12 protein-coding genes and 1 tRNA gene are annotated in these 15,064 nt (G+C 72.1%); 3 read left to right on the top strand and 10 right to left on the bottom strand.

Features of this window, described 5'->3' with window-relative positions; genetic code table 11:
- Window positions 1-290: 290 nt before the first annotated feature.
- A complete protein-coding gene (locus ACUXPL_RS07555; RefSeq protein ID WP_454182986.1) occupies window positions 291-1,406 on the bottom strand; it encodes an ImmA/IrrE family metallo-endopeptidase in 1,116 nt (371 codons plus the stop codon).
- Between the two features lie 109 nt (window positions 1,407-1,515).
- Here ACUXPL_RS07555 and ACUXPL_RS07550 point away from each other — a divergent pair, with 109 nt between their 5' ends.
- Window positions 1,516-2,403 carry a hypothetical protein gene (locus tag ACUXPL_RS07550; RefSeq protein ID WP_454182984.1) on the top strand — a complete coding sequence of 296 codons (888 nt, stop codon included), beginning with the start codon at window positions 1,516-1,518 and terminating at the stop codon, window positions 2,401-2,403.
- Here ACUXPL_RS07550 and ACUXPL_RS07545 read toward each other — a convergent pair.
- The 8 genes from ACUXPL_RS07545 to ACUXPL_RS07510 form a co-directional block, all read right to left on the bottom strand.
- Window positions 2,366-2,442 (bottom strand) — tRNA-Pro (locus ACUXPL_RS07545). The two genes, ACUXPL_RS07550 and ACUXPL_RS07545, sit on opposite strands and share 38 nt — an antisense overlap.
- A 377-nt stretch (window positions 2,443-2,819) precedes the next feature.
- Window positions 2,820-3,299 (bottom strand): hypothetical protein, encoded by a 480-nt coding sequence (locus ACUXPL_RS07540; protein WP_454182982.1) that lies wholly within the window; start codon window positions 3,297-3,299, stop codon window positions 2,820-2,822.
- A 104-nt stretch (window positions 3,300-3,403) separates the two neighbouring features.
- Window positions 3,404-4,942 carry a ribosome biogenesis GTPase Der gene (der, locus tag ACUXPL_RS07535; protein WP_206397214.1) on the bottom strand — a complete coding sequence of 513 codons (1,539 nt, stop codon included), beginning with the start codon at window positions 4,940-4,942 and terminating at the stop codon, window positions 3,404-3,406.
- Window positions 4,939-5,670 (bottom strand): (d)CMP kinase, encoded by a 732-nt coding sequence (gene cmk / locus ACUXPL_RS07530; protein ID WP_002857424.1) that lies wholly within the window; start codon window positions 5,668-5,670, stop codon window positions 4,939-4,941. Before cmk ends, der begins: the two co-directional genes overlap by 4 nt.
- Before the next feature lies 1 nt (window position 5,671).
- Window positions 5,672-6,832 carry a prephenate dehydrogenase gene (locus ACUXPL_RS07525; RefSeq protein ID WP_454182980.1) on the bottom strand — a complete coding sequence of 387 codons (1,161 nt, stop codon included), beginning with the start codon at window positions 6,830-6,832 and terminating at the stop codon, window positions 5,672-5,674.
- On the bottom strand, window positions 6,829-7,785 hold the full coding sequence (locus ACUXPL_RS07520; RefSeq protein ID WP_036383295.1) for a pseudouridine synthase: 957 nt from the start codon (window positions 7,783-7,785) through the stop codon (window positions 6,829-6,831). The genes ACUXPL_RS07525 and ACUXPL_RS07520 overlap by 4 nt, the downstream gene beginning before the upstream one ends.
- 222 nt (window positions 7,786-8,007) lie before the next feature.
- On the bottom strand, window positions 8,008-8,868 hold the full coding sequence (locus ACUXPL_RS07515; protein ID WP_454183367.1) for a ParA family protein: 861 nt from the start codon (window positions 8,866-8,868) through the stop codon (window positions 8,008-8,010).
- A 241-nt stretch (window positions 8,869-9,109) separates the two neighbouring features.
- Window positions 9,110-10,516: a cation:dicarboxylate symporter family transporter gene (locus tag ACUXPL_RS07510; protein WP_454182978.1), complete on the bottom strand. Its 1,407-nt coding sequence runs from the start codon at window positions 10,514-10,516 to the stop codon at window positions 9,110-9,112.
- A gap of 187 nt (window positions 10,517-10,703) precedes the next feature.
- Between ACUXPL_RS07510 and ACUXPL_RS07505 the strand changes: the two genes are divergently transcribed.
- Together ACUXPL_RS07505 and ACUXPL_RS07500 are read left to right on the top strand one after the other, a co-directional pair.
- Window positions 10,704-12,326 carry an ATP-binding protein gene (locus ACUXPL_RS07505; protein ID WP_454182976.1) on the top strand — a complete coding sequence of 541 codons (1,623 nt, stop codon included), beginning with the start codon at window positions 10,704-10,706 and terminating at the stop codon, window positions 12,324-12,326.
- Window positions 12,323-13,039 carry a response regulator gene (locus ACUXPL_RS07500; RefSeq protein ID WP_180535767.1) on the top strand — a complete coding sequence of 239 codons (717 nt, stop codon included), beginning with the start codon at window positions 12,323-12,325 and terminating at the stop codon, window positions 13,037-13,039. Before ACUXPL_RS07505 ends, ACUXPL_RS07500 begins: the two co-directional genes overlap by 4 nt.
- A gap of 7 nt (window positions 13,040-13,046) precedes the next feature.
- On the opposite strand, the gene ACUXPL_RS07495 is transcribed toward ACUXPL_RS07500, so the two are convergent.
- Window positions 13,047-15,002 (bottom strand): AMP-binding protein, encoded by a 1,956-nt coding sequence (locus tag ACUXPL_RS07495; RefSeq protein WP_454182974.1) that lies wholly within the window; start codon window positions 15,000-15,002, stop codon window positions 13,047-13,049.
- Window positions 15,003-15,064 lie beyond the last annotated feature (62 nt).

Raw genomic sequence — 15,064 nt, 5'->3', positions numbered from 1 at the left:
GTGACCTCCTGGCGATGGGCGTCACGGTTACGCGTTGTGCTGCTGGGGCCGTGCGACCGCCTGGTGCTGAACGTTGTCATGCTGTGCTGGTTCTCCTCCGCGCTGAGGCGCGTCTTAAGTTGTGCTCTCGGGGCGTGTCCTACGCTACCGACGACCACTGACACTGCTAGGGTGCCGCGCCGGAGGCGGTGCCGAGAGAGGGAGTCGCGACGGGGAGCCTTGACTGGCTCGACCGAACGTTGCGATCTGTCCTGATTATCTCACGATCAGGACTTTTCGTGAAGATCGACTTACACCACTCGAAGGTTGGCTCGGCTCGGAGTTCGCAGCTGCGCTTCGCCCTCGATAGCAAAGGTGACTAGACCAAGCATGAGGTCGCGAACGTCTTGACCACGCACGTCGAGTGCGCGCGCGATATCAATGAAGCTCTTACCCTGAGAGCGCATGTCTGTCATCACTTGTGTGAGCAGGCTGGAACTTTCCGCGAGCAGGTCTGAGCCCGGCTCGCCGCGCCGGAAGCCCGCGCTAGAGAGCTGTCTCGCCAACGTGCTGTAGGTCCAGTTCGAGATCACACCCAGCCTGTGTGCAAGCAGGTGGAGCGCCATCGCGCTGACGCGCCACCGCCGCTTGAGTACCAGGATGTCTTCGAGCATGAGGTTGCCCCTAGTCGAACCGAGGACGTCAGCGAGCGGCATCAGGAAGGCTGAAGCGAAGTCGTTTGCTGCCTGCTTCTTCTCGTTGCCAGGCTCAACGTGTAGTGAACCACCGTGCATAACCAGGTGCCCCAACTCGTGAGCGAGGTCGAAGCGCAGGCGCTCGGCAGACTTATGCACGTTGAGGAAAATAACCGGCGTCGCCCTGTGCCGGAACGAGAACGCATCGATCGCCTGAAGCGGCCCGCCGGCTGAGTAGACCTTGGCACCCTTGGACTCAAGAAGCTGCAGCAGGTTCTTGATCGGCGCCGCGCCAAGCCCCCATGCACCGCGCAGTACCTCCGCGGCCTGCTCGGCTGGGAGCACCTCGTCAGCATCGAGCAGATCCCGGAGCTCCGGCACCGCCGGAGCGGGGGCTTGGTAGGTCGCTTCGACCCAGTCCGAGAGTTCGATGGCTAGCGCAGAGAGCGACCGCGCGGTCTGCTCATCCTTCTTCGCCAGCCGAGACGTAGCCCGGAAGTGGAAGGCGTCCGTGGGCGGCAGCGCAGTGACGGGGCGGTAGAAGAAATCGACTGGGAAGTCCAGGGCCCGCGCGAACTCGCGGATCAGCTCAGGGCTAGGAGTTCGTTTCAGGTTCTCCGTCTGAGAGATCCACGGCGCGGTGACCCCGACCTCAGCCGCGAGAGCGGTGGCCGTCATCTGTCGAATGGCGCGCGCCATCTCCAGGCGCGCAGGAACGAAGGTATTGCTCATCGGGTCAAACCCTTCGTCTTAGCGTCGGGCGATCTTGAACGAGAAGTCGTCCTCGTCGTTGCCCTCTTCGAAGTTGAATGCACCAAGCGCCAGGTCGAAGGCAGGGAAGATGATCCGTGCCGACCAGCTGTTCACGAAACTGCCGAGCCGTCCAACAGGCCGCGACAGGTCCATCCACCGCATGATCGTGCGCCGCACCATCTCCCGTAGCGGCGAGGAGTACTCGTACTTCTTCTGCCGCGGCACCCAGGACGGCTTCTGCGACGCCAAGTACTCCAACGTCCGCCGCATCGAGCGCGCCGTCGAGGAGCACTACCGCACCGTCCAGTTCAGCCCCGACTTCCTCCAGGCCATGCGCAAGACCCTCGACGACGCCCTCGCCGAGCAAGAAGCCTCACAACCCGCCCTGAAGGAACAGCTCGAAGGGCAGCTGGAGCGCCTGGACGCCCAGGAAAGCAACCTCCTGGAGCTGGTCGTCGACGACACCATCCCGAAGGAGAAGATCCGCGCCAAGCTCCGCGAGATCGGCGCTGAACGCGAACGCCTCACCGCCCAGCCCCAGGCCACCGTCGACACGCTCAAGGACGCGGTCGAGTTCACCGAGACCAACCTGCGCCTGCTCGAAGACCCCTACGAGCTGTATATGAACGCCAGCGACGAAGTCCGCCGCCGCCTCAACCAGGCCATCTTCAAGCACATCTTCATCGACCATGACGAGATCATCGATCACGACCTCGAAGACCCGCACGGAGACCTCTTCACCGTCCAGACGATCTACCACGCCAGCACCATCGGAGAACCGCCTGGCCGCCTGCACGACCTCGCCCAGGCCACCTGGGCAAAGCACTACCAGACGAAGAAGAAGGGAGCCGCCCACATGGGCGACTCCCTTACTTCATTGAACCTGGAAGCTCCGCCAAACCCGGCCCATAGGGTCGGTGTTTGCAGTAAACCTCACCTGGTCGGGCTAGCGGGATTTGAACCCACGACCTCTTGACCCCCAGTCAAGCGCGCTACCAAGCTGCGCCATAGCCCGTGGCGAATCGCGGTCATCCGCGCTTCGGCACCCGACGAGCATACCCCACCCGCACCGTCGGACGCGAATCGAGAGCGGGCCTGCCGAGTCGTCGTCGTCAGGGGCAAACGGCGTGACGCTCCCGGAACGTGAACAAGGGGCCCACGTCCTCTTCACAGACGTGAACCCCTCATCCCTTGACCGAGGGCCACCCGACCGAGAGTCCCCCAGCGACCGCGGCCCCGGCGTACCGGTGGGCCTGGCGGTCTGCACGAACCCTCTCATGACTGAGGGTGCAGTCGTGCACGGGTGAAGCGTAACACGCCGAGCCGCTTCGATCCGCCGTTCCGGGCGGGTCGAAGAGGCGTGTCGGGGGCTCGCGGAGGCCCGTCGCAGGGTCAGTACGTGAAGGTCCGGTCCCCCACGCGGAATTCGACGTCCTTCAGGTCCGGGATGGCGTTGCGGGCCTGCTCCGCCGCCTCCCGCATCGTGTCCTCGAGGACCTGGGGATCGGCCTCGAGAGCGAACCGGCCGTACTCGATGACCACCTTCCCGTCCTCCCGGAGGGCCTCGATGTCGACGATGTCCGAACCGGAGGGCAGGGATCGCGTCAGGTCCTCGACGACCTCGGCGGCGCGCTGGTCCGCCTCCTCGAGGGCGCCCTCGGCCTCCTGGCGCAGCTGCCCCAGGTCCACGCGATCCGAGGCGTCCGCCTCCAGCTCGCTGATCCGGTCCTCGGCCTGGGCGAGCCGGTCCTCCGCGCTCTGCAGCGCGGCCCGGGTCTCGCCGTCGTCGACCGCGCAGCCGGATGCGGCCAGCGCGAGCGCGGCCAGGGTGGCCAGGGACAGGGCGGCGGGGCGACGTCGGATGAGGCTCATGCCTTCAGGCTACGAGACGAAGGTGGACGAACGGTGGGAGCGTGCCGGGACGGCGACGTCCCCCGGCCCGGGAGGCCGAGGGACGTCGTCGGGGCGGCGCCGGATCAGCGGCGGCGACCGCGCTTCTCGCGGACGCGCATGCCGATCTCGAGGGGCGTGCCCTCGAACCCGAACGTCTCGCGCAGGCGGCGCACGATGAACCGGCGGTAGCCGGGGTCCAGGAACCCGGTGGTGAACAGCACGAACTTGGGCGGCCGGCTCGAGACCTGGGTCGCGAACAGGATGCGGGGCTGCTTGCCGCCGCGCAGCGGGTGCGGGTGCGCCGCCACGAGCTCGCCGAGGAACGCGTTGAGCTTGCCCGTGGGGATGCGGGTGTCCCACGAGTCCAGGGCGAGGTCCAGCGCGGGGACGAGACGGTCCTTGTGCCAGCCGGTCTTCGCGGAGATGTTCACGCGCGGCGCCCAGGCGACGTGCGCCAGGTCCCGGTCGATCTCCTTGGCCAGCTGGTATCGGCGGTCCTCGTCCACCTGGTCCCACTTGTTGAACGCGATCACGAGGGCGCGTCCGGAGTCCAGCACCATCTGGAGGATGCGCACATCCTGCTCCGAGACCACCTGCGGCGCCTCGAGCAGCACCACGGCCACCTCGGCGCGGTCCAGGGCGGAGGCCGTGCGCAGCGACGCGTAGTAGTCGGCGCCGTGGGCCATGTGCTGCCGTCGACGAATGCCGGCGGTGTCCACGAAGCGCCACAGCCGTCCGCCGAGCTCCACAAGCTCGTCCACGGGGTCGCGCGTGGTGCCGGCCAGGTCGTCCACCACCACGCGGTCCGAGCCGGCCAGCTTGTTCAGCAGCGAGGACTTGCCCACGTTCGGCCGGCCCACGAGGGCGATCCGGCGCGGGCCGCCGCGCGGCACGAGACCGCCGTGGGCGGACTCCTCCGGCAACGCCTCGAGCGCGGCGTCCAACAGGTCCGCCACGCCGCGGCCGTGCACCGCGGACACCGGGTACGGGTAGCCGAAGCCGAGCGACCACAGGGTGGCAGCGTCGGCCTCCTGGACCATGTCGTCCACCTTGTTGGCGGCCACGATCACCGGGCGGTCCTTGCGACGCAGCATCGAGACCACGGCCTCGTCCGTGGCCGTCATGCCGACGGTGGCGTCCACCACGAACACGACGGCGTCCGCCACGTCCACGGCCAGCTCGGCCTGCTCGGCCACGCGACGGTGGATGCCCTTGGCGTCGTGCTCCCAGCCGCCGGTGTCCACCACGGTGAACTCGCGGCCGTTCCACTCGGCGTCGTAGGAGACGCGGTCGCGCGTCACGCCGGGCACGTCCTCCACGACGGCCTCACGACGGCCGATGATGCGGTTGACGAGCGTGGACTTGCCGACGTTCGGCCGGCCCACGATGGCCAGCACGGGCGGCACGGGCGCGTCGACGTCCTCGTCGGGCCCGAGCTGCCACGCGTCGAGGAGGGCGGCGTCGTCCTCCTCGAGCTCGTAGTCGGCCAGGCCGGCGCGCAACGACGCGGCACGCGCCTCGGCCTCCTCCTCGGTCATGGCGGCGAGCCGCTCGGCCACCTGATCGTCGCCGGCGGGGACGAACTCGTCCTCACCGGAGCGGTGCTGGGGGTTCTCGGTCATCGTCGGCCTCCCTTCACGGCCGGGATGCCGGCCTGGTCCTCGACGGCGGCCAGGACGGCCGCCACGGTCTGCTCGAAGTCGAGCTCGGTGGAGTCCACGAGCGCCACCCCGTCGGCGGGGCGGTCGAACGTGGACACGGTGGCGTCGCGGGCGTCGCGCCCGGCCACCTGGCGGTGCAGCGTGCCGGCGTCGACGCCGGTCTCCCCCGCCGCGGCCAGCTGGCCCGAGCGCCGGGCGGTGCGCACGGCCTCGGAGGCCGTGAGCAGCACGCGCGCGTGGGCGTCCGGGGCCACCACCGTGGTGATGTCGCGGCCCTCGGCGACCATCCGGCCCGCGGCGGCGATCGCCGCCCGCTGGCGACGGTGCAGCTCCTCGCGCACCGGGATGACCACGGCGACGGTGGAGACCGTGTCCGTGACCTCGGGGCCGCGGATCGCCTCGGTGACGTCCGTGCCGCCGACCCGCACGGCCTCGACGTCCGGGTCGGTGGACTGGTCCAGATCCATGGCGACGGCGGCCGCCGCCACGGCCTCCGCATCGGCCAGGTCGACGCCCTCGTGCAGGCAGTGCCACGCCACGGCGCGGTACATGGCGCCGGTGTCCAGGTACGCGGCGCCGAGACGCCGGGCCACGGCCTTGGACACGGACGACTTGCCCGAGCCCGAGGGGCCGTCCACCGCCACCACGAGCGGCGCGGGTGCGACGTCGTCGCGGGTGTGCTCGGTCATCTCAGACCACCTTCCATCCGGCGGCGGTCAGCGCCGCCACGAGTTCGTCCCTGCGGCCGGGCAGCACGGAGATCTCCACCATGCCGACCCGATGGCCCGAGGCGTGCTCGAGCCGCAGGTCCTCCACGTTCACGTCCGTGCGGCCGACCTCGTCGAGGAGGGCCGCGATCTGCCCGGGGGCGTCGTCCACGATCACCGTGACCACCGCGAACGCCTGCGGCGGCGCCCCGTGCTTGCCGGGCACCCGTGCCCGACCGGCGTTGCCCTCGGCGATCAGCTGCGCCATGTCCAGCCGCGCCCCGGGGGCGGAGGGGTCCTCCAGGGTGCGGATCAGCCGGTCCAGGTCCGCCCGCAGCCCGTGCAGCGCCGGCACGATCCGCCCGGCGTTGCCGGAGAGGATCTGCACCCACAGCTGCGGGTCCGACGCCGCGATCCGGGTGGTGTCCCGCAGCCCGTTGCCGGCCAGGGCGAGCGCCTGGTCCGGGGTGTCCTGCAGGCGGGAGGCCACGAGCGAGGCGGCGATCTGCGGCAGGTGCGAGATCAGCGCGACCGATTCGTCGTGGGCGCGGGCGGCCATCCGGTACGGGGTGGCCTGCAGCGTCAGCGCGACCGCCCGACCGGCCGCGAGGGCGCCCGGGTGCGTCGTGTCCGTCGGGCACAGCACCCACGGCGCCTGCGTGAACAGGGTGCCGCGGGCCGCCACGGGACCGGACCGCTCGGAGCCGGCCATCGGGTGCGTCCCGAGGTACCGGTCGGCGTCCTGCGGGGCCAGGCGGCCGTCGTCGACGGCGGCGCGCACGCCCGCGGCGACCGCCTCCTTCACCGAGGCGATGTCCACCACCACGGCCGCGGGCCAGCGGCACAGCGAGTCCACCACGACGTCGGCGGTCACGTCCGGCGGCGCGGCCACGACGACGAGGCCCGGGGCGGCGTCGAGGTCATCGCCCTCGGCGTCCAGGCGGGCGGGGCGTCCGGCGCGGATGTCCGCGGCCACGGCCAGGGCGGCGGGCGAGGGGTCGTGCAGGCGCACGTCCACACCGGCCGCGCTCAGCCCGATGCCGATCGAGGTGCCCAGCAGACCGGTCCCCCGGACGAGCACGGGCTGCGGGATCCCGGCCGGGCCGTCACCGAGCGCGGCGGCGGACTCGGCGGGCGCGCTCACAGGCCGACCAGGGCCTTGAGGTGGCCCAGCTCCTGCGCGTTGAGCGCGCGGACGGTGCCCTGCTTCTGGTCGCCCAGCAGGATGGGGCCCACCTTGACACGGACGAGCCGCTCGACCGGGTGGCCGATCTCCTGGAACATGCGGCGCACGATGCGGTTCTTCCCCGAGTGCAGCACGACCTCGACGAGCACGTGGCCCGGCGTCGAGTCGACGAGCTTGAACGAGTCCACCTGCGCCACGCCGTCCTCGAGCTCCACGCCCTCGCGCAGCCGGTTCGAGACGCCCTTGGCCAGCGGGCCGCGGGTCTGCACCACGTAGGTCTTGGGGACCTCGTAGCTGGGGTGGGTGAGGCGGTTGGCCAGCTCACCGTCGTTGGTGAGGATCAGCAGGCCCTCGGTCTCGTTGTCCAGACGGCCCACGTGGAACAGGTGCTCCTGCCCGGGCTTGAGGTAGGTGGCGATCGAGGGCCGGCCCTCCGGGTCCACCATCGTGGAGATCACGCCGCGGGGCTTGTTGAAGACGAAGTACTGCTTGGTCACGTCCGTCTGCACGGAGATGCCGTCCACCCGGATCACGGCCCGGGCCGGGTCCACGCGCACGCCGGGCTCGGTGACGACGACGCCGTCCACCTCCACGCGGCCCTCGGCGATGAGGTCCTCGCTCACGCGTCGGGACGCCACACCCGCCGCGGCCAGCACCTTCTGCAGGCGCTCGCCCGACTCGTCGTGGATGCGGTCGAGGTGGGCGGCCTTGGCCCGGGCGGCGCCGGCGCCGCGGCCGCGGCGACCGCGCGTGCGCGGCACGGCGTCCTCGTCGAAGGGGGCCTCCTCGCGGGGGCCGGCGGCGCCGCGGCGGGCACCGATCTGTCGCTGGAAGTCGCGCTCCTGGAACGGGCCGCCCCGTCGACCGACGGCGGGGGTGCGTCCGGAGCCTCGCGGCTTGCGGGAGTTCATGGGGAGGGCATCCTTTCGGGTGCGCGTCAACGGCGCCGGTCGGGCCGGCGGCGGACGGGTCAGGGGGTGAGGGACGGCCCGGAGACGGACACGCCCGGCTCCATTCTCGCAGATCGGCGGCGTCGCGTCTCCCGGCCACCGCTCCCCCGGCCGCGAGCGCGCAGAGAACCGGCCCGGTCCCGCGACGGGACCGGGCCGGCGTCGTCGGCGCTCAGCGGACGGTCACGGCGCGCCGCCGCGGCAGATCAGCTCGCGGGCGAGCTGCCGGTAGGCCTTGGCGCCGTCGTGGTTCTCGGCGAACAGGGTGATGGGCGTGGCCGCCACCGTGGCGTCGGCGAACTTGATGGACCGCTTGATGACGGTCTCGAACACGCGGTCCCCGAAGCCGGCCACCAGCGAGCCCACGACCTCCTTGGAGTGCAGGGTCCGCTGGTCGAACATCGTGGCCAGCACGCCGTCGATCTCCAGGTCCGGGTTCAGCCGGTCCTGCACCTTCTCGATCGTCTCGACGAGCAGGGCGACCGCGCGCAGCGCGAAGAACTCGGCGGTCAGCGGGATGATCACGCCGTGGGAGGCGGTCAGCGCGTTGACGGTCAGCAGACCCAGCGAGGGCTGGCAGTCGATGAGGACCACGTCGTAGTCGTCGCGGACCTGGCGCAGCGCACGCTCGAGGACCTGCTCGCGGGCCACCTCGTTGACGAGCTGCACCTCGGCCGCGGACAGGTCGATGTTGGCCGGCAGCAGGTCCATGTTCTCGAAGTCCGTGGACAGGATCGCGTCCTTCGCGGTCACCGACCGCTCCATGAGCACGTTGTACACCGTGGTGTCGAGCTCGTGCGGGTTCGCACCCAGGCCGGCCGAGAGGGCGCCCTGCGGGTCGAAGTCCACCATGAGCACCCTGCGTCCGTAGCCCGCGAGCGCGGCGCCCAGGTTGATGGTGGAGGTCGTCTTCCCGACGCCGCCCTTCTGGTTCACCATCGAGATGATCCGCGCCGGGCCGTGCGAGGCCAGGGGCGCGGGCTCGGGGAAGTCGTGCTTGGGCCGGCCGGTGGGCCCGAGCACGGGCTCGCCGTGGATGGTCATCACGGGGATCGGTTCTCTCGAGGTCACGGCGGCGCCGGCTCCTTCCACGGTGGTCTGCACGCCCGGCCGCGGGCCGCGGCGCGCCGCGGCCGCCGTCGTCGGCGTGTCCGGATCTTCCCCCACCCTAGTGCCTGGCGTTCCCAGGACGACGGCGACGCCGGGGACGGGCCGATGTCCAGGCTCGTCCCCGGCGTCGCCGGTGGTCGACGATGCGGCGTGCCGCGCGGGCCCGCCGCCTCCGTCAGCGGGCGGGGTTCCGGTCGCCGTCGGCGGCCATGGTGAAGTTCAGGCTGGAGTCGGGGTGGCCCTCGTGGGCCTGCTCGGCGACCGTCGGGGACTGCTGCGGGTCGTGCGCGGCGCCGCCATGGCCGGCCACGGTCGCCTCGTCGAACTCCAGCTCGCCGCTGAGGACGCGCCGGGCGCGCTCACCGTCGAGCTCACCCACCCAGCGGCCGATGAGGAGCGTGGCCACGGCGTTGCCGGTGAAGTTGGTCAGGGCGCGGGCCTCGGACATGAACTTGTCGATGCCCACGATTACGCCCATGCCGCCGAGCAGCTCGGGTCGGTGCGCCTGCAGGCCGGCGGCGAGCGTGGCCATGCCCGCGCCGGTGACGCCGGCCGCGCCCTTCGAGGCGATGATCATGAAGACCAGCAGGCCGATCTGCTCGCCGAGGTTCATCTCCACGCCCATCGCGTTGGAGACGAAGAGCGCGGCCATGGTCAGGTAGATGGCGGTGCCGTCCAGGTTGAAGGAGTAGCCGGTGGGCACGGTCACGCCCACGACGGACTTGTCCACGCCGGCGTGCTCCATCTTGGCGATCAGGCGGGGCAGGGCGGTCTCGGAGGAGCTGGTGGCGAAGATGAGCAGGTACTCCCGGCCCAGGTACTTCATGAGGGACAGGATGCTCAGACCGGTCACGACCTTCAGGACGGTGCCGAGCACCACCACGATGAAAACGATGCAGGTCAGGTAGAAGGCGCCCATGAGCAGCGCCATGGCGCCGATCGCGGACCAGCCCGTGGAGCCGACGACGGCGGCGATCGCACCGAAGGCGCCGATCGGGGCGACCCACATCACCATCATGAGGATGCGGAACACGACGCCCTGGATCAGGGTGAGACCGCGCAGCAGCGGGGCGCCGGCCGGGCCCATCTGCTGCAGGGCGAAGCCCACGAGCAGGGCGATGAACAGGGTGGGCAGCACCGGCAGGGAGCCGGGGATGATGTCCAGCAGGAACTGGACGGTGCCGTCCACCGCGGCCTGGGGCTTGTTCGGGTCGTAGGGCGTCAGCTTGAGGCCCTCGCCGGGGTGGATGAGGTTGCCGACGACGAGGCCGACCGCCAGCGCGAACGTGGACATCGCCATGAAGTAGACCAGGGCGATGCCGCCCACGCGGCCGACGGTCGCGGCCTTGGCGATCGAGCCGACGCCGAGGACGATCGTGCAGAAGATGACCGGGCCGATCATCATCTTGATGAGGGAGACGAAGCCGTCGCCCAGCGGCTTGAGGGACTTGCCGAACTCGGGGAAGAGCAGGCCGACGGCGGCGCCCAGCACCACCGAGGCGATCACGGCGATGTACAGCCAGTGGGTGCGGTCCTTCTTCGTCGCCGGGGCCGAGGTCTCGGCCGGTGGGGTGTGCGCCATCGGGCGTTCCGTTCTGTGCGGTGGTGGGGCGCCGCCGAGCGGTCCGCAGCGGCGCGGGAGGGATGTGACCACTCTCGCGGCCCCGGGTGGTGTCGGTCACGATTGCGGTCATAGTGGTCACGGCGGCCGGCGGACTGCAGGATCGTGGGGGTGGACCGGCGCGTCGCCGGCCCGAGGGAGGAGAGGCATGCGCCACCCGTGGTCGATCGCCCGGCGGATCGCCGTGGTCCACGTGGCGCTGGTGGCGGCCATCGCCCTGTTCAGCGTGTGGAGCGCCTACCTCCAGGCCCGCGAGGTGGCCCAGCGCGTCGAGGAGCGCCATGTGCAGGGCGTGACCACCCTCGTGGCGCGCGACCCCGCGCTCGTCTCGGCCCTGCGGGCCGGCGACGCCCCCGCCCTGCAGGCCGGGATCGACGGCTGGATCGCCGAGGCGCAGGTCTCGTGGCTGACCGTGATGGACCCGGACGGGATGCGGTTGGCGAGCTGGCGCCCCGAGCAGGTCGGCGTCCGCTACCCGAGGCCGGTGGACGCCGTCGTCGCCGGGGACACCGTCGTGGAGCTCTCGAGCACCGGTGCGGCGGGCCGTTCGGTGCGCGCGCTCGCACCGGTCGTGGACCCGGAGGACGGCACCGTCCTGGGCGTGGTCACGACGGGCGTGCAGATCTCCGATGTCGCCATCATGGCCCAGGCCCAGATCCCCGGCATCCTGCTCGGCTCGGCCGCCGTGGCCGCCGTCGGCCTGCTCGTCGCCTGGCTCGTGGGCCGGTATCTGAACCGGGTGACGCTCGGACGCGGCCCCGAGCAGATCGCCGAGCAGTTCCTGCTGGCGGAGACGGCCATGGACTCGCTCGAGGCCGGCGTCGTGGTCCTCGCCCCGGACGGGCGGGTCCGCCTGCACAACGACGCCGCCGCGCGCCTGCTCGGCTGGGAGGGCGCGGGCGAGCCTCGACTGCCCACCGAGCTGTCGGCGGCCCTGCCGGGCGCGGGCGGCGGTGAGGCGAGCCTCGCCGTCGGCGGGCGGGTCCTCGTGGTGCAGCAGCGTGTCGTGCGGGCGCCCGGCCGCTCCGACCCCGGCGGGTCGGTCCCGTCGACGGCCCTCGCCGCGGCCGCGCGCGAGGGCGTGACCACCGCCCCGGCGGGATCGCGCGTGCTCGTCCTGCACGACCGCACCGACCTGCAGCGGCTCGGCGACGAGCTCACCGTGGCCCACACCCTGACCACGGCGCTGCGTGCCCAGACGCACGAGCACGCCAACCAGCTGCACACCGCCCTCGCCCTCGTGGAGTCGGGCCGGCTGGAGGCGGCCCGGGCCGTGCTGTCCCGCCGCGCCGCGGACGAGGAGGCCTCCGACGACGTCCTCGCCGCCCTGCTCGACGCGAAGGCCGCCCAGGCGCGTGAGCGGGGGGTGGCGCTGACCTGGTCCGCCGAGCTGACCACGCCCGCCCCGCTGCGCCCGCTCGACCTGCTGACCGTGCTGGGCAACCTGGTGGACAACGCCCTCGACGCCGCCGCCGCAGCGGACCTGTCCGCGGCAGACCGGTGGGTCGACGTCGAAGTGGTCTCGGACGCCACGGGCCTGGTGGTGCAGGTGGCCGACGGCGGCCCCGGACCCTCCGACGCGGACCGCGGCCGGCTCTTCGACCGGGGCTGGTCGACGAAGCCCGTCGGCGCCGCCGGACGCGGCATGGGGCTGTGGCTGACGCGGCGGATCGCGGAGGAGGCCGGCGGGGTCGTGGAGGTCGCGACCGACTCGGGCACCGTGTTCACCGTCGAGGTGCCCCGCGAGCCCACACCCCAGGAGGAGACATGACCGCCCGCCCGTACCGGGTGCTCGTCGTCGAGGACGAGCAGCTGACGGCCGAGACCTACGTGGCGCACCTGGACCGGCTGCCGGGCTTCGAGGTGGCCGCGGTGGCCGGTTCCCTGCTGGCCGCACGGCAGGTCGCCGCGGCGGGCCTGCACGCGGACGGGCGCTTCCCGTTCGACGTCGTCCTGCTGGACATGAACCTGCCCGACGGGCACGGCCTGGACTTCCTGCGCCAACTGCGCGCGGCCGGCTTCCACGGCGGGGTGCTGGCGCTCACCGCGGCCACCGACCTGCCGGTGGTGCGCCGGGCCGTCGCGTACGGCGTGACGCAGTACCTCGTGAAGCCGTTCGGTTTCGACGAGTTCGCGGACCGGCTGGGCGGGTTCCGCGCCGCCGCGGCGATGCTGGCCGGCGACGGCGCCCTCGACGGCCAGGAGCAGGTGGACGCCGTCTTCCGCGTCTCTCGCGAGCGGCGCGCCGAGGCCCTGCCCAAGGGGCTGACCGAGGGCACCCTGCGCGAGGTGATGGACCTGCTGGGGGCGGATCCGGAGACCGCCCTGAGTGCGGCCGAGGTGGGCGTGCGCCTGGGCATCTCCCGCGTGACGGCCCGGCGCTACCTCGAGCACCTCGAGCGGATCCGCCGGGTGCGGCGCTCGGCCCGGCACGGCGGCCGCGGCCGGCCCGAGCAGGAGTACCGCTGGGCCGGCCGCACGTGAGCGGGGCTCAGCGGGCCGGGCGCAGCACCCCGGCCAGGGCCTCGAGCACGGCGGGGTCCTCGATGGTTGAGGGCACCGCGTACTCCTCGCCGTCGGCCATCTGACGCATGGTCTTGCGCAGGATCTTGCCCGAGCGGGTCTTGGGCAGCGCGTCCACCACGACGACGTCGCGGAAGTCCGCCACCGGACCCACCTCGCGGCGCACCGCCTGACGCAGCTCGTCCATGAGCGCGGCCTCGGCCTCCGAGCCGGCCTCGGGCGTCTGGACGCCGGACTTGAGCACCACGTAGCCCGAGGGTCGCTGGCCCTTGAGCTGGTCTGCGACGCCGATCACGGCGCACTCGGCCACCGCCGGGTGCGCGGCCAGGGCGGCCTCGAGGACGCCCGTGGACAGCCGGTGCCCGGAGACGTTGATGACGTCGTCGGTGCGCCCGAGCACGAACACGTAGCCGTCCTCGTCCACGAGGCCGGAGTCGCCGGTCGCGTAGTGGCCGGGGAACGCGCCGAGGTAGGAGTCGATGTAGCGCTGGTCGTCGCCCCACAGGGTCGGCAGGGTGCCCGGGGGCAGCGGCAGCCGCAGGGCGATGTTGCCCTCGGTCCCGGCGGGCACGGGCTCGCCCATGGCGTCGAGGACCACGAGGTCCACGCCTGGCGAGGGCACCGACGACGAGCCGATCTTCACCGGCAGCTGTTCCATCCCCACGGGGTTCGCCGCGATGGCCCAGCCGGTCTCGGTCTGCCACCAGTGGTCGATCACCGGCATGCCCAGCAGGCCCTCGGTCCACCGCTGCGTCTCCGGGTCCAGGCGCTCGCCGGCGGCGAAGAAGTGCTGCAGGGAGGAGAGGTCGTGGGCCTTGAGCAGCTCGCCCTCGGGGTCGGCGCGACGGATCGCGCGCAGCGCCGTGGGGGCCGTGAAGAAGGACCGGACCCCGTGGTCCTCGATGAGCCGCCAGAACGCGCCGGCGTCGGGCGTGCCCACGGGCTTGCCCTCGTACATCACCGTGGTGGCCCCGGCCAGCAGCGGTCCGTAGACGATGTAGGAGTGGCCCACGACCCAGCCCACGTCCGAGGCGGTGCACATCGCCTGCCCCGGGCCGACGTCGTAGATGTGCTCCATCGTCCAGCGCAGGGCGACGGCGTGGCCTCCGTTGTCCCGGACGACGCCCTTGGGCTTGCCGGTGGTGCCCGAGGTGTACAGCACGTACAGCGGGTCGGTGGCCCGCACCGGGACGCAGTCGGCCGGCTCGGCGGCCGCGACGGCCTCGCCCCAGTCCTCCCAGCTCGCGCCCCCGCGCCCGTCGGCGTCCGCGAGCGCGGTCTCGAAGCCCTCGCGGTGGTGGACCAGCACCGTGCGCACGGGGTGCGCGGCGGTCTCGAGCGCCTCGGCCACGGCGGGCAGGTATTCGACCCGGCGCTTGGGCTCGATGCCGCCGGAGCAGGTGAGCACGACGTCGGGCGTCGCGTCGTCGATGCGGGAGGCGAGCTCGCGCGGGGCGAAGCCGCCGAAGACCACGGAGTGCACCGCCCCGAGCCGCGCGCACGCCAGCATGGCGATGTGGGCCTGCGGGATCATCGGCAGATAGATCAGCACGCGGTCCCCCTTGCCGACGCCGCGCGCGGCCAGGGCGCCGGCCAGGCGGGCCACCGCGTCCGTGAGCTCGGCGTACGTGTAGCGGGTGACCTCACCGGTCATCGCGGAGTCGTGGATCAGCGCGACGGCGTCCCCGCGGCCCGCCTCGACGTGCCGGTCCAGGCAGTTGAAGGCGGTGTTCAGCTCGCCGTCCGGGAACCAGCGGTACAGGGGCGCGGCGGAGTCGTCGAGGGCGCGCGTGGGCGGAACGGTCCAGTCGATGGCGCGCGCCGCCTCGAGCCAGAACCCCTCGGGGTCCCGGAGGGAGCGGGCGTGGGCGTCGGCATAGGCGCCGGAGGGGCGGGCTTCGGTGGGGGCATCGTGGGTCGCCATGCGCCCAGGCTAGTGCCGTGGATCACACGAGGCAAGGAATCTGTATACATTTCTTGCCTCGC

Source organism: Micrococcus sp. 140720015-1 (genome assembly GCF_053627595.1).
Note: the sequence above shows the minus strand (reverse complement) of the source record. Positions and strands in the feature narration are given on the sequence as shown.